The 14,480-nt window shown below is 57.5% G+C and carries 12 protein-coding genes and 2 pseudogenes; 9 read left to right on the top strand and 5 right to left on the bottom strand.

Translation table 11 applies throughout. The features are described 5' to 3' along the window. The first annotated feature begins 86 nt into the window (after positions 1-86). Complete coding sequence (repC, locus tag ATO3_RS22770) at positions 87-1,142, top strand: plasmid replication protein RepC (protein WP_088652203.1); 1,056 nt, start codon at positions 87-89, stop codon at positions 1,140-1,142. 212 nt (positions 1,143-1,354) lie between these two features. Here repC and ATO3_RS22765 read toward each other — a convergent pair whose 3' ends face one another. Then, on the bottom strand, positions 1,355-2,557 hold the full coding sequence (locus tag ATO3_RS22765) for a Fic family protein (protein ID WP_045685466.1): 1,203 nt from the start codon (positions 2,555-2,557) through the stop codon (positions 1,355-1,357). A gap of 293 nt (positions 2,558-2,850) precedes the next feature. On the opposite strand from ATO3_RS22765, the gene ATO3_RS22760 reads away from it, so the two are divergent. After that, the gene (locus ATO3_RS22760; RefSeq protein ID WP_233152281.1) at positions 2,851-3,321 is read left to right on the top strand and encodes a hypothetical protein; all 471 of its coding nucleotides are present in this window, start codon (positions 2,851-2,853) and stop codon (positions 3,319-3,321) included. Between the two features lie 40 nt (positions 3,322-3,361). Then, positions 3,362-4,300 (top strand): ArdC family protein, encoded by a 939-nt coding sequence (locus ATO3_RS22755; RefSeq protein ID WP_088652201.1) that lies wholly within the window; start codon positions 3,362-3,364, stop codon positions 4,298-4,300. A 55-nt stretch (positions 4,301-4,355) separates the two neighbouring features. Here the strand turns inward: ATO3_RS22755 and ATO3_RS22750 are convergent, their stop codons facing one another. After that, positions 4,356-4,868, bottom strand: coding sequence for a class I SAM-dependent methyltransferase (locus ATO3_RS22750; protein WP_088652200.1), 513 nt, complete (start codon positions 4,866-4,868; stop codon positions 4,356-4,358). A gap of 185 nt (positions 4,869-5,053) precedes the next feature. Between ATO3_RS22750 and ATO3_RS22745 the strand changes: the two genes are divergently transcribed. From ATO3_RS22745 to ATO3_RS22725, 6 genes and pseudogenes are all read left to right on the top strand, one after another. Continuing rightward, positions 5,054-5,443: a DUF3768 domain-containing protein gene (locus tag ATO3_RS22745; RefSeq protein WP_088652199.1), complete on the top strand. Its 390-nt coding sequence runs from the start codon at positions 5,054-5,056 to the stop codon at positions 5,441-5,443. Between the two features lie 152 nt (positions 5,444-5,595). Beyond that, positions 5,596-7,578, top strand: coding sequence for a ParB/RepB/Spo0J family partition protein (locus tag ATO3_RS22740; RefSeq protein ID WP_088652198.1), 1,983 nt, complete (start codon positions 5,596-5,598; stop codon positions 7,576-7,578). A gap of 76 nt (positions 7,579-7,654) precedes the next feature. Then, positions 7,655-7,957 (top strand): annotated as a pseudogene (locus ATO3_RS29055) (regulator); the annotation flags it as partial. Then, positions 7,934-8,989, top strand: a pseudogene (locus tag ATO3_RS22735) (strawberry notch C-terminal domain-containing protein); the annotation flags it as partial. The pseudogenes ATO3_RS29055 and ATO3_RS22735, both read left to right, overlap by 24 nt. 18 nt (positions 8,990-9,007) lie before the next feature. Beyond that, on the top strand, positions 9,008-9,310 hold the full coding sequence (locus ATO3_RS22730) for a hypothetical protein (protein WP_088652197.1): 303 nt from the start codon (positions 9,008-9,010) through the stop codon (positions 9,308-9,310). A gap of 124 nt (positions 9,311-9,434) precedes the next feature. Beyond that, a complete protein-coding gene (locus ATO3_RS22725) occupies positions 9,435-10,163 on the top strand; it encodes a DUF736 family protein (protein ID WP_088652196.1) in 729 nt (242 codons plus the stop codon). A 101-nt stretch (positions 10,164-10,264) separates the two neighbouring features. On the opposite strand, the gene ATO3_RS22720 is transcribed toward ATO3_RS22725, so the two are convergent. From ATO3_RS22720 to ATO3_RS28605, 3 genes are read right to left on the bottom strand one after another with little or no spacing between them, the layout of a single operon-like run. Next, positions 10,265-12,211 carry a DUF3732 domain-containing protein gene (locus tag ATO3_RS22720; RefSeq protein WP_158218044.1) on the bottom strand — a complete coding sequence of 649 codons (1,947 nt, stop codon included), beginning with the start codon at positions 12,209-12,211 and terminating at the stop codon, positions 10,265-10,267. After that, positions 12,208-12,696, bottom strand: a complete 489-nt coding sequence (locus ATO3_RS28610) for a three component ABC system middle component (RefSeq protein WP_143747337.1) — start codon at positions 12,694-12,696, stop codon at positions 12,208-12,210. Before ATO3_RS28610 ends, ATO3_RS22720 begins: the two co-directional genes overlap by 4 nt. After that, positions 12,693-13,901 carry an ABC-three component system protein gene (locus ATO3_RS28605; protein WP_143747335.1) on the bottom strand — a complete coding sequence of 403 codons (1,209 nt, stop codon included), beginning with the start codon at positions 13,899-13,901 and terminating at the stop codon, positions 12,693-12,695. The genes ATO3_RS28610 and ATO3_RS28605 overlap by 4 nt, the downstream gene beginning before the upstream one ends. Positions 13,902-14,480 lie beyond the last annotated feature (579 nt).

Raw genomic sequence — 14,480 nt, 5'->3', positions numbered from 1 at the left:
TGGACTGATATTTTTTGCCTTTTTCCGCGAAAATTCGAGGAAAGAGACGGGGAAGTTGTGGGCCGAACGGTCGTCGTGAACAAGCCATGGCATTTACAAAACTCTCGATCGAAGCCGCAGGTGCTGATGCAACCCGCGGCTCATTTCCCCCATCTGAAACCGACGTCTGGACCATCTTCAGAGCCCTGAGAGATGCACGCAGCGTGTTTGGTCTACGTCCTGGCCACATACAGACACTTCAAGCAATGCTCAGTTTTCTGAAACCTGGCCATGGCGAAACGGTTTTTGCGTCTAACAATTCACTTTGCCAGCGCGTTGGCGGAATCGACGAACGGACACTCCGGAGGCACATCAACCGCTTCGTTGAACTCGGATTCATCAAGCGCAATGACAGCTCGAACCGAAAGCGCTACCGCGTTCGCTCATCCGGCGGGGAGTGCATCAGTTATGGATTGTCTCTCACCCCCCTGCTCCAACGTGCGAGCGAGCTTATAGCCATCGCGCAAGAGATGGAGAATAACCGGCGAGATCGGATATTTGTCCGCAAACAGATCCTTACAAAGCTCGCCCATTTGGAAGAGCACGATCCTAGCAACGCATTCATCAACCACGCACGGAAAGCTCTACGCAGGAAGCTGAGCCTCCCCGAATACCACGCTCTGCTCGCCAATACAGATGCAGAATGCCAGAGTTTGTCTACCCCGGATGATCCGCCTGAAACTATGGAATTGCCCGCCAATGACGGACAAACTGTCCGGCATCAATCTAAGTCTGAAGAAGAAAAAAAAGATTTAGATAGCAACCTAGGCCTTGAGGCCCTGAAACCAGACTTGCTGACCTCAGTCTGCGATCAGGCGACATCGTTCTCCACAGAGAGACTTAGAAACTGGTTGGACATTGAAAACCATGCTCGAACACTTGCACCCATGATGGGCATTCACCCAGAGACTTTCGAGAAAGCCAAGAATGCTGTAGGAGCTCAGAAAGCGTCATGCGCGATCTTCATCATGCTACAGCTTGGAAAACGCATCAGGGATTTTGGAGCGTATTTTCACAGTATCACCCTGGGTCAAAGGCAAAACCAATTTGATCCATTAGCTTTGATCAAGCGACTGTCCGAAAACAATGAGCGAACTGTCTAATGTCCACCGCGGTGGACTTCGAACGAGAAGCGGCGCTTGTGGCAACCAAAACTGTCCAAACGCACCTAGCGGCGCGTGGTGGTTCTTCGGTTTATCTCAGACCAGCAGATGTCCACCGCGGTGGACAAGTGACACACGAGCAAGCCTTGATGAAAATCTGGCCGCCCATGGAAGAAATCGGCGGCCAGGCATTACACCCTAAATGCCTAAAGTTATTGTGGGAGGTCACCATCTCCAAAGAGGTTTGGAAAGAGCCGCTCTCGATAATCCAACGGAAACGCCAACCGAACTGGCGTCTTCGGCGAGGCGGACGTCATGTATCCGGCGGCGGTCAGTTTACTCAGCGTGTTGCGAGCAGTACGCTCGGACGTCTTGAGCACAATCTGCGCATCGCCTCGTTCCAGTGCCCCATGCCGAAGAACCGCCGAGATTAGTTCCGGCGCTCGCTTGTCATCGATGGTATCTGCAACAAGACGACGATACCGTTGGTCTAGTCCGCCGAGATCGAACAATCTTGCTGAGAAGGTGATCTGGTCGAGCGTCACCTTTAGGAACCATTCACTAAACGTCTTCAGTGCCGCTTCTGACAGGTTCCCCCGTCCGTCGCGGTCTCCGCGGCGTGGACTGTCGGCCAGATCCATCATCCGTTTGTACTCGCCCCGATCGGTTAGCCCGCGGGCCAGCCCACGTGATACGGACCAGAGCCCTTGGCCACCAATCCCCGCTGTGAGGGCCATGGCATGAGACATCAGTCTGCTGACACGACCGTTACCATCCGGGAAAGGGTGGATGTAGTTGAGCCGGTGATGTGCAGAGGCGATCGCGATGATCCTTCCGCTCGAAGACCGCGCCGCAATCTGAAATCGTTTGTCGAAATGGTCCATGAATGCCGCGACGCGCGACGATGAAGGAGGTAGGTGGCGCCCGACCGCAACTTCCCGATCATCATCCTGGCGCATGCGTCCCGGAACGATGGGCTCTTGTGTGCCGTCGGGATGTTCGATGACCCGAAACTCATCCGGCATCTCGTCGTAGAAGCTCTTATGGACCCAAGTCAGGAATTCGACGGATGTGGGGCGGGGCAGGGTGCCCTTGCGATGCATCTCGTCGATGGCCCGTTGAACGATGACGTGCGCTCGGGCCTCAAGGGCGAGGGGACGGGTTTCTTCCTCAAGCTCGGCACCAGCCAGCGCCCTTTCGATGTCGCGGGGGCGCGTGTTGTGTCCTTCGATCAGGTTGGAGTAGTAGCAGTTCATCACACGGACGAGATCGGCAAGTTCGGCTGCGCTGTCAGGATGCAACCCTTGTCCCAGCCCGGTGGCTTCCCTCTGGATGTCGACCGAAAGGTCTGCCAGTTCTGTGGGAATATGCTCCTCGAAGAAGCAGGGTTCGATCCTGGCGGGTGTTTCCAGCATTTTTGCCGATCTTCCATGTTTGCAAAGTAATTGAAAAATAAACACATTTCGTACTTTCAAGCAAGGTTTTGCCGATATGCGTTGCCGATCTTGCCTGCCGATCTGGAATTGCTGCATGAAATCAATGGCTTCGGCAGAAGGGCCGGGCTTTTCGGTTTTGTTGTGTGCCCAAAGGGGCCGGAAAAAGAGAAAGTGTCCTTCGGGTTTTGTGACTGACGGATGAGGGCCTTTGGGGTCCCTCAGATGGGTCCGGGCCGGGTTCCGGTCTGCCGTTCCTGATGAAGGACATTCCCATGCAAACAGGTGTCTTGCGCGTGTTGCGCGCGACCGCTGCCTCGTGGTGGCGACACAAGAAACCACGCCGAACCGGCCAGACGAGGCAGGCACAGCGGCGCGAGCGGGAGACTGTCCTGGGTGATCTCGGCTATCTGAAGCAGGCGGCGTCATTGCCAAACGCGCATGTGATCTGCGGAGAGGGCGGGACATTCATCCATCTCGGCTGGACCACCGTTTCGACCTTCGCGCCGATCGAGCGCTTTCCCTTGGCCACTCTTGCAGTCGCACGAGGGACCCCGTTCATCGATATCCGACCTGTCACCGATGTCATCGCCTTCGCTAACTTGCCGCGGGTGGCGCGGGACGGATCGGGCGACCCTGAACCTTCGGGTTCCGGCAAGTCCGTCTCGCTGACCACCTACATCGACATGGTCGAAGGGCTCGGCGCGAGGATCCTCAACGATCCGCGGTCCCATCAGTCAGCCTGATCACCATTTCCTCTCACCAAAACTCGAAAGGAGGCCAGCCATGGCCCGATCCCGCACGCCCAAATTCGATGCCTCCGAGGTCATCACAAACGAAATCATCCGCATCATCGAGCGCGGCGTCCTGCCGTGGCGCAAGCCCTGGACCGCAGGTAGCAGCTTTCGTCCCCTACGCGTGGGCGGTGAACCCTACCAGGGGGTCAACAACTTTCTGCTGACGATGCGGACCGTGATGGCGGGCCACAGCTCTCCTTTCTGGATGACGTTGCCGCAGGCCAATGCATTGGACGCAAAGGTCCGCAAGGGCGAGAAATCCTCTGTCGTCGTCTATTACGGCCAAAGCCGGAAAGACGCGGGCGGCGAGGACGACCGCAGCGATGGCGATGATCGCTCCGAGGAAGCCCGCATCTTCCGCTTCCAGAAATCCTACCGTGTGTTCAATGCCTGCCAGATCGAGGGCTTGCCCGACAGTTTCTTCCCCGGCCCGGAGCCCGTGCCCGAGCATCCGCCGTCCGAGCCCATCCCGCACATGCAGGCGTTTTTTGACGCCATCGACATCACGACCGTCTTCACAGGAACGGAAGCGTACTATTTGCCGCCCGTGGACAAGGTCTACATGCCGTCCATCACGCGGTTCCAGGACCCGCGCAATTTCTACGGGGTCTGGGCGCATGAGCTGGCCCATGCCACGAAAGCCCCGCATCGACTGAACCGTGATTTCGGGTTCTCGAAGTTTGGCAACACGTCCTATGCGCGCGAGGAGATCGTCGCGGAATTGACCTCGGTGTTCCTGGGTCAGACGCTCGGCTTCACGGCGCATACGCTCGAGATGAATGCCGCCTATCTCCACAACTGGTTGCGCGTTCTTCGGTCGGACAAGGGTGCGATCTTCAAGCACGCCGCGGATGCGCAGCGCGCCTGTGACTATCTGATCGCCCGATCCGAGGTGGGAAGGGCAGAGGGCAGCGCCGAGGCTGCCTGACCATCCCATTGCCGCGAAGCGGCAAAACGGCAGCACTGGGGCCCAAACCTACCTGTCAGACATGGCGCAAGAAAAGGTTGCCGCGCTGAGACAGTTCCGTTTTCCAGTCGGCTGGATGTTCGGATACAACTCCCTTGAAGTCTTCGATGTTGGAGACTTCGTCAGCGATCAATATCCATCCTTGTTTGCCTACATGGTTAAGCATTTTCTTTAGCGCCGTGAGACGTGTTTGCCGAGCGAGCATGTGCAATGTCCGGTCAATCAAAATGATATCGAATGATCCATCTGGCTCGTATGAGGCGATGTCAGCCACAACGCCTTCAATAGACAGATTTTCCCGTGCCGCCACTTCTTTGAGGTCACGGATACCATTTTCTGAGATGTCCACTCCGACCACGCGATGACCCTTTCTAGCGATGAAAATTGCGTCGCGACCTTGCCCACATCCGACATCCAAAACTCGAACGTCTTGCTGCTCAAGGTGATCAAAGAAATTGACGAAAATTGTGGTCGGTTCCCCCAATGCGTCGCGGGTCTCGCCATACAGTTTGTTATAATCATAGTTCATGGAATCAGCGTTAGTAGATTGGTCATCAAATGGCCAAGTGAAATATTCCGTGACGGCAGCTTCCGTCCGCTGAGCCGACTTTTGAAACTGCTCGGGTCAGGCAGGTTATGTCTGGCTGTTCCGCCAGGCGGAAAAGTGAAAGCGGGCTTTGGGAAGGGTGTTTTAACTTCTCAAAGGAGATACCCATGTCCATGACCGTTCAACCCCAGCCAGACCGTGCAGATCCGACCGTGATCGCGGCGCAGAACGACGCGTTTCGCAAGCTCGCGTGCCTTGGAGTGCCGCCCGCGCGGCCCATCCAGGGCCGGATGCATGTCACCCGCGCGCTTATGGAGGCCGGTGACGGCTTCACGGCCGAGGCGGTGAAGGCAACCGGTGAGTTTGCTACGTTCGAGCCTGAGAATGACCCGGAAGGCTGGCACGATTTTGGCGCGGTCGAGATTCGGGGCGAGACCGTGTTCTGGAAAATCGATCTCTATGAGGCAGATTCGGATTTTCGCTACGGGGCTGAGGCCCCGGACAATCCCGCCACCACCGTCCGCGTGCTGACCATCATGCTGGCGCGCGACTGGTAGGGCAGGGGACACCCCCTCCTGATACTCCAGGCGATGAAGGCCCACTCCCCCTCAAAGGGAGAGTGGGCCTTTTGTTGTGGTGATCCCTGAAGCCGGGGATTGGTCACGCGCGCGCGCGCGGGCCACACCTCACCCACCTGGAAGGATATCCCATGACCACAAGCTTTACCCCGCTCACCGTCGCGATTGGCGATCTGACAGCACACCCCGCCAATGTGCGCAGCAACGCGCCGGAAACCTATGATCCCGAGAACATCGCCCATCTGAAGGCCAGTATCGCTGTGCTGGGCCTGCTCCAGCCGCTTCTGGTTCAGAAGCTTGACGGCAAATATGCTGTCCTCGCCGGTGGCCGGCGCCATGCAGCCCTGAAGGAGCTGGTCGCGGACAAGGCCGCAAAGGGGTTCACCGCGAAGACGAAGATCGATTGCCGCCTCGTGCCCGAGGATTGCGATGTCACCACGGCCCTGTCGCTCGCCGAGAACGTCACCCAGGCGCCGATGAACGCGATTGACGAGTTCGAGGCCTTCGCCCGGATGATGGAAGTCGACGGGCAGACGCCTGAGACGATCGCAAAGACCTTCGGCACCACGGTGGCGGCCGTGAAAGGCCGGTTGCGCTATGGCCTGATCCACCCGGACATCCGCGCCGCGGCTCGGGGCAAGGTGATCACGCTCGACACAATGAAGGCCTTCGCCGAGCACCCGAGCCAGGAGGTGCAGCGCGAGGTCTTCGAGGCGCTCACGAAAGACGGCGGCTATCTTCAGGCCTATACCGTTCGACAGGCGCTCAAATCCCGCGGCGTGCAGGTCAGCGACGATATCGGGGCTTTCGTGCGTGAAGACTACGAGGCACGCGGTGGTGCCGTCGCAGCCGATCTGCTGGATGAGCATTCCGTGCTGGAAGATGCGGCACTGGTCGAGACCATCCTGCTCGAGAAGCTTGGGGGTGCCGCCGAAGAGGCTCGCATAAAGCTGGGCTTTGCCTGGGCCGATGCAATGGTGCGCTATGATTACGCGACCATGGCCAACTATGGCCGCGTCTACCCAGGACCCGTCGAGCCGGATGAGACCGCCCAGACGCGCGTGGATGAAATCACTGCCGAACTTGAGAAACTGCAACTCGAGATGGAGGATGAGGGGCTCGAAGACGATGCCTACAACGCCCTTTACGAGCGCGTGGACGCCTTGGAAGAGGAAGCCCGCGATCTGCAGGAGGCCTACAGCGCCGAGGACCTGGCCCGTGCAGGCGTGATCGCGTCCTGGTCGAACGGGAAGGTGACGCTCCATATGGGCCTCGTGCGCCCGGAGGACACCGTGAAAGAGGAGGGCGCGCGCGGCTCCGCGAGTAATCCGACAGGGGAGGAGGCCCCGGACGCCGGCGAAATCACCTATCCAGCCTCGCTGGCTGAGGACCTCAAGACCGAGCGGGCCATGGCCCTTGGCGCCGCGATGGCGCTGCATCCGGAGGCCACTCTCGATCTGACGCTCTTCAAGCTGGTCAGTGACGTTCTGGCCAGCGGCATGAGTGTCACGCCGGCGATCAAGATCGATGCCCGCAAGGAGTACCGCAGCCATGCCAAGATGGACGAGATCGACGAGACCTCGCTCGAGCAGGTGGCGGCGGCGCATGATGTGCTTGACCTCTCCTGGCTCGATGACACCCGCGCGCCCGCCGATCAGTTCGCGGCGTTTCGCGCGCTCGATGCAGGGGAGAAGGCCAAGCTCGTGGCCTATGCCACGGCCAGCACCACGCAGTCCTGCTTCGCACGGGATCCTCGGCGCGACAGCCTGATGCATGCGTTCGAGATCGAGATCATGCCCGACATTCGCGCCCACTGGACGCCGAATGCGGCGCTCTTCAACCGCTTCAAGAAGGCCTGGCTCCTCAAGATCCTCGGTGAAGATCTGGGTCTGACCCAGGAGGCGGTGACGCTCGCCTCGTCGAGCAAGAAGGAGATCGTCGCCTTTTGTGACAAGCTCTTCGCCGAGCCCTTCGCCACGCTCACGGACGCGCAGCGCACTGCCGTGGCCGCTTGGTGCCCGCCGATGATGCAGACCGCCGGTATCGCCTTTGATGAGGCGGAGCCCATCGCGGAAACCCCGGAGCCTGACGGCGAGGTCGCGCAAGCGGCCTGAGCCATCACGCGACCCGCGCGTGGACCATGCCGCCCGCGCGGGTCGACCCTCCCACACTCAACCGAAAGACATCCCCATGGCTATTCTCAAGTTCTCTGCGTCCGCTGTTGCGGCGCAAATCGCACATGCGCGCGCCTGCACAACCTTCCTGCCCAACTGGAACGGGCCCGTGGACAAGCCCGCCCTGATCCTCATCGTCGGCAATGGTGTGCATCTGCGCTCAAACGGCATCGATGGCACGACCACCCGTATCGTCACCACCGAACAGGCCGATCCCTCTTTCGCCTTCGCCGACGGCATGAACCCGTTTCGGGACACCGACTGGATGGCACAGCGCCGCATGGCGTTTCGCGACCTGAGCTACGAGAGCTTCACCGACTGGACAGCCCTGCGGCTGATCGACAAGGACGGGGTGCTCCTTGAGGAGCTGCCGCCGATCCAGCGGTTTCTCAACCGAGTTCTGGCCCTTCCCATCCACATGCAGAACGCGCTCTTTGCCGAGTTCATGAGGCGGATTGCCGATCAGACGGAACGGGCGCGCGCGGCGGGCACGCTCGATCTCGGCGTGGAAACCCTGCGTGGCGAAAAGATCGAGCAGGTCTCCACAGAGGATCTCTGGACCTGCCCGAAATCCGGCGCCGTGACGCGGATCATCGGGCTCGAGGTGACGGACCCGGTCCATGTCCTGGGCGCTGAAGAGGCCATATCGCGCAATCCGGACAAGCTGCCGATGGTCAATCGCGCCTCCGGTCGCGCGGCGCTCATCTCGGCACGCCCGATGCAGATGTATGACGAGGACATTGTCACGCTGATGCGCAAGGCGGTGCGGCCAAACGGGTCGAGCTATCTCGAAGAGGCACGGTTCGAGTCCTCGGCCTGGGAAGAGATCGGCAAGCCTGAGTTCGTACGGCTTTGGGATGAAGAGGCTGCGTCCCTGCCGAAAACCACCACGACCAAGCTTTACCTGCTGACCGGGCTCTTGTTGCCGATCTGGAAGGACATTCCGACCACCAATGAGCGCATCTACCGGGTCACGCCCGATGGGGCGACCGCCATGATCGGGCGCACGCTGAGCGAGGAAGGGGCGGCCGCGCTGCGCGCCAGCTTCCTCGTGTCCAACCCGCAAACACCGCAGGAGATGTTGACCGCCGCCCTCGGCACCACCGCGCCTGTCGATCTGGGCCGGGGTCTGACTCTGACCCGTCGCCGTGTCGCAGGCGAGATGCGCCTCGAGCTTGGCGGCGCGGACAAGGGCATGATCGACGGCCTCAAGGCCCTCGGCTGCTTCACCGAGATCATCGCCTTCCAGTTGCGGGTGTTCCTGCCGCATGGGGACGGGATCGACACGGGCAACATTTTGGCCCGGATCGTGGGGCAGGCACCAGATGCCGCTTCAGTGGCAGCAGAATAGGCAAGGGGGGAGAAGATCATGACACTCGATGAAATTAAGGCCGCCGTTGATGCCGGCCAGATCGTGCACTGGGCCAATACCGGCTACGTTGTCCAGAAGGACCGGCTCGGTCAGTACCTGATCACCTATCAGCCGAACAGCAGCTGCATCGGTCTGACCGACCGGGGCGGGCACGGGTTGAACGGAAAAGAGGCGGAGTTCTTCATCGCGCGATCGGAGGACGGCGCGGAAAATCCGGGCAGCCAATCAAGACCAAACGGGCAGGGGAGGGGCGTAGCACTAGGAGGCGCGGGGGCCTTCCCACTCGTACGGCAGCTCTGACCCGAGGGCGGGGCTGAAAGGAAAGCAAGCTTTCTGATTTGTGATCCCTCAAGGGGTCGAGAAAGCAATCCCGGATGCGCTGGCAAGGACGTCAGACACCGGCCAATCCAAAAGGAACCATCCCATGTTCGCAGGAACCCTCACCCGCAATGTCGAGACCGCAGCCGCTCAGTACACCGGCATGATCCACTCGACGCGCTTTGACATCGCCATCCAGTTGGAGGCGCGGGCCAAGATGTCCGAACGCAGCCCGGATTTTGACGTGACGGCAGTCAACAAATCAGGCCGCAAGGTGCGTATCGGCACGGCCTGGAACGAGACCGGCAATACCAGCGGCAACCCCTACATCTCGATGCAGATCGATGTCGGCCTCGGCCCGTTCCGGGTCAACGCGGTGCAGACGAATGAGGCGCGCGCGGCCCAAAGCGGCGCGTTCGAGATCATCCCGCTGGTCTCGAACGGCCTGATGAAATCCGGCTCGATCTCGGGCGAGCTCACCGCCATGGACGCTGACAACGCCTTCACCGGCTACATCGCCAACATGATGTTCGATCTGGAGTTCATGCTGATCGAGAACAGCTACAAATCCGAGGAGACCCACCCCGATTACCGGATCGAGGTCAGCTCGCCCCGGGGCACACCGATCCGCGTCGGCTCGGCCTGGATGGCCAAAAGCAGCCGCACGGGCAATGACTACCTGTCGCTGCTGATCAACACGCCCGATGGCGACCTGCGCGTGAACGCCGTGCAGAACGAAGAACAGCGCGGCGGGCAGACCTTCTCGATCATCCCGTTCATCGACAGCGGTGAGCAGCCGCAGGACGCAGGCGCGGGGCTCTCGCTGGTCGCGTGATTAGCGCGCGAGAGGAGACGATCTGAACCGAAAGGGGAGCCGTGGGACCACGGTTCCCCTTTTGGTCGTGTTGTTTCAGCTCAAAGATCAACCCGCAATACCTAGGCCTCACGTACAGGCCAATCGTCTGGGATCAGCTTGATACCGTTGGCTTTAGTCCAACGTTCAACTGTGGCGTCAACATAGCGATCATCATTCTCCATATATGCATGTTCGATTAGTAGAACTTGGAGGCCATTAGCTTTGGCTGTCTCTTTGAAGATGAAGTCCATTATTCTTGCCATGGAACGACGATCATCATCCTGCGCCATTTCTTCCAAGCTGCGTTCGTCGCGAGCCTTTTCATCCTTGGGATAATACGGACGGCTAATCTGATCGATAACGAGCAGGCCGGGCACCGGCGATGCAACCTGCTCAAAGTGCTTGTGCAAGCCAAATAGTAGTGCCAAATGAATTGCGAGATAGTTCTGATCTGAACCAACATCGACGAGGTTGAGCTGGCGTTGACGCTCTGCTTCAATAATGCGAATTCTGCCATCGGCAAAGAATTGTAGGCGGGCATCTGTGAGTGGAGCGGTTGAGGGAAGGGAAGGAAGCATCTCAGATGCGTAGTTAGACACCATGTTTTCGGCATGTGCGATCTTGTCGCGAAGAGCTTGCGGATCGACAAATTCTCTTAATCCTTCGATTTCACTTCGAAGACTGCCAAAATCAACCGGAGCCTGCTCGAAATCCTCAACGGTCGTTTCTAAAAACTGCTCTACGCGGCCAAGAGTGATTGCGCGCGCCTGAGCCAGATCATCAGCTCGTCTAAGGGCATCGCTTTGCTGAATGGCACTTCGAATCTGGCGCTCAATTTCCCTGATCCGATTATTAGTGGACTGCAAATTTTCTTCTGCCTGCTCTAATTGATCAAGCAACTCTGGGGTCACTTGCTGAACTGAGGCAACTTCCTTCTCAATGAGCGAAAGAGAGGCAGCAATGTCCTTAGCAATTTTTGCACCTATCTGACTCTTTTCCTGGCACACTGGGCAAGTTTCGTTGTCGAGGTGCAGGTGATTTACTAGGTTCAACTTCTGAAACTGCCCAGAGGTTGTCGTTTCAAAACCAGAAGCGTCTTTGACTAGCGCTTTCAAGGCATCTCGCTTTTGGCGATTTTCTGAAGCCAATCGAACTGTTTCCCGCCGATCCTGTTCTAAGGCGCCAAGCTGATCGCCAGTCTCCGTATCGGTCCGAGTGATCTCGAAAGATGTTACCTCTCTCAGAAGATCAAGAAGTTCATGTTCTGGGAGCGTGGGGTCTGGTGCGTCAGACATTCCTAGGCCAGCGGATTGGGTAAGCAATGCTATCGCTCGCTCGGTAAGCAGAGATCGGCTTTTCTTTCTTGCCTTGTCCTGACGTTCAAGCCGCGCCAACGCCGCCTCTAATTGGCGCAATCGTCTTTGTGCCAAGACAGTTTCCTGATCAACCGCTTGAAGGAAGTAAGGCAATGTTGCCCTGATGTCCTTTGCCTTGTCGGGATCATTCAGGTCATGAAGAACAGTCTTGTTGCTGATAATCACGTCTGCGGTGAGAAACAGATAGGGTGTGGTGTGCCTGATTGTGGCCTTTCCAACCGTCGACTTCTCGTCTGCGTCCGCATCGTCTATGTCGGAGATTCGGAATGCTCGTTCGATTAGTTTTCTGGCAGTCGCGCGAGGGGCGGGCCCTTCAATTTGTTCGAACGAAGTAGGCAACCTTAAATTGCGCCCCGTCTTAACGAACATTTTTTCTGTTCCCACGCCACTGTCGGGAACGACGCGTCCAACTATCAAGTCGGTTTGATCGTTTTTCCAGTGAACTGCGACACCGATAGTACGTCGCCGCACATAATCAGGGAGCTCACAGCTTCTGGAGCCAAGGCAATAATCAATTCCTGAGATGATGGCCGATTTGCCTGTTCCGGAGCGGCCAGTAAGTATTGCTACTTCATTTGGGCGCAACTGGATTGTTCTTCTCCGGCCTTCCAGACCAAAGAACGCGATCTCAGAGATATTCCAACGTGTCATGGTCGCACCTCTAAGGCGGAAAAGATAGTAGCCGGGCCGCCGATACCAGACATCCATGTCCCAAGTCGCTCAGCCCTCGAGACAGCCTGCTTTGGCATATCAGACAGCTTGCTTTTGGTGTTTTCTGGGGGCTTCTTCGCGCCGCCCAACTGCATGGTTCCATTGTTCCCTAACTCTAACAATTGGCTGAAGAGGGCGGCACGAATTCCCTGATCAGTAGTATTTCTTGCTACCTCAATGTCTTGTTGAAGTCCGATACGGACTTCGGGAAAACGGTTGAGCCAAGAAAGAAAGCCTGTTGCAGAATTTGTTGAAGAAAAACTAGCTTCTAAGCGTTGTGACACGGCCAAGGGCACAACAAGATACGCTAGACTTATGTGTGGGGCCTCATCACTATCGCCTGAATAGCTTTTTACAAATCGATAGAGGAGAAATGACACGAAGGCCGGGTTTGTTTCAGCAAAAAGGTCATAAGTCGTTCTCATTCTGAAAACCCTAGACGTTTGCGATAGTCAGGGTGCCATCCGACCCGACCCTCAATTGACAAAACCTGATAACTTCCTCGCACGTAGAAGGGCGATGTCACTGTGCTTTCAATAGTTCCTACCTCTTGAGCAGCTTCTTCCAAGACCCATCGCAGTACTGATTGCCCGTTAGTGACCAATTCAGTTTCATTTCCGGCCTCGGTGTTTTCGCATGCACTTTCGTGCCTGTAGGTCCACTCGGAGACAAGTCTTTCGTCGTATTCCACGATTTTGCTATTTTTGGATGGGGCTTCAATTGACCAAGCCGCTCTTTGATTTCTAGCTTGCCATTCTGAAATACGAGCCAGCTTCACCATTGCTGGCTTGGCTTCCACTAGCTCACATTGTTTCGCCAACATCTCATGAGTATCAAAAACAGGAGGCGGTTGTTTGCTGCTAAAGCTATCCAATAGAGCTTCTGATGTAAGCATTGCGCTAATCTCGGAGAGTTGCTCGAGCAGTTCATACCTTTTAATGAAGCGATCTCGCTTACCGTCAAAAGACAACAACATCTGCCGATCCCACCACTCACCGAGTTTCGCCGCGAGCGTCGCCCGTTGAGTTTTCGGGTAGGTGTCAAGACGCTGAGCAAGTTTGCCTTCCAAGCTACTGATCGTCCCTACTTCTGACTGTATCGAAACCCTTTGAAGCAAGCTTGCCCTCTGACTTTCAGACAATGCAAGAAATGCCGCAGCCCCAGAAGCCTTCTTCTTATGAGGCTTTGTTCTGCCTTCAGGTTCTGCTGTTTCTACGTCTTCAATGACGCGCTTCGCCTCTGCTTGTAACTCAGACGACAAAGAAGCGCGGTCTGAGCCTTCCGTTTCTAAGCAACGAAGAGTGGAATTAGAGGCAATCGGAGCAACTGCAATCAACGCAAACTTCGTACATTCTAGATCTAGGTTTGGAAGTAGCTCACACCAGATTCTGAAGGTTGTCCAAAGGTTCACCGATTTAATTGTCAGTGGCTTGGGGTTTGGAACAAGCGAATGCTTTAGTTGCTCAAGAATATCTACGCCGTTGGCCTTAAGCTGAACGTCATCAAGAGCCTCAACTGCTACTGCGGCTTCATCATCGTTTGTCTCGAGTAGCTGGAGAAGGGCAAAGCGTTCCTGGTAGCGGAACCCTAGTGCCGAAGCTGTTGCGTCGTGTTGCGATTGTGAAGTCATTCTTCTGCTTAAATACCGGTGCACACCTTTTGCGAGAGTAGCCGTAAATCAATGAAACACAAAGGCTTATCGAGGCAAACCTATTCCTCCTCAGTGATGGTATCTTGCGCGTCGGTAGTTTACTGGCTTCTGCCCCCCTGCTCGGCTTCGCGTGTCGCAGGGGAGAACGGCCCTTCGGTCCGTCGCGCATTCGGCCATGCGGCCTCACCGCGGCGTCGCGCCTGGCATCCCGGTTTGCCCGCCTCGCGAGCACGTCCCTCCCCGGCCGCTCCGCCGGATTGCGCTCTGGTCTGTTTTGGCCCGAGGCCAAAACGATCCCGCCGCTCCATCCGTCTTCCGCGTCCCGTCGGGCCGTTTGCCTGCTCGGGTCGGGCAAACCTACCGTCAAAACACACACACATGAGTGCGGAAGCATATCCTCCGGATGGCCCCCAAATCAGCCCGCGTCAAGGATCGCAAAACTTTTCGGCGAGGGCGGCGCCCGTGGCGCGGAGCGGTCCCGTGCGTGAGGGCGCGCATGTGTCGGGTGTTGCGCACGGAAAACTTTTGCGCCCGGCAAGCCGGCGGCTGCGCCGTCCC

It is taken from the genome of Marinibacterium profundimaris (genome assembly GCF_002210095.1).
GTDB classification, from domain to species: Bacteria; Pseudomonadota; Alphaproteobacteria; order Rhodobacterales; family Rhodobacteraceae; genus Marinibacterium; species Marinibacterium profundimaris.
Note: the sequence above shows the minus strand (reverse complement) of the source record. Positions and strands in the feature narration are given on the sequence as shown.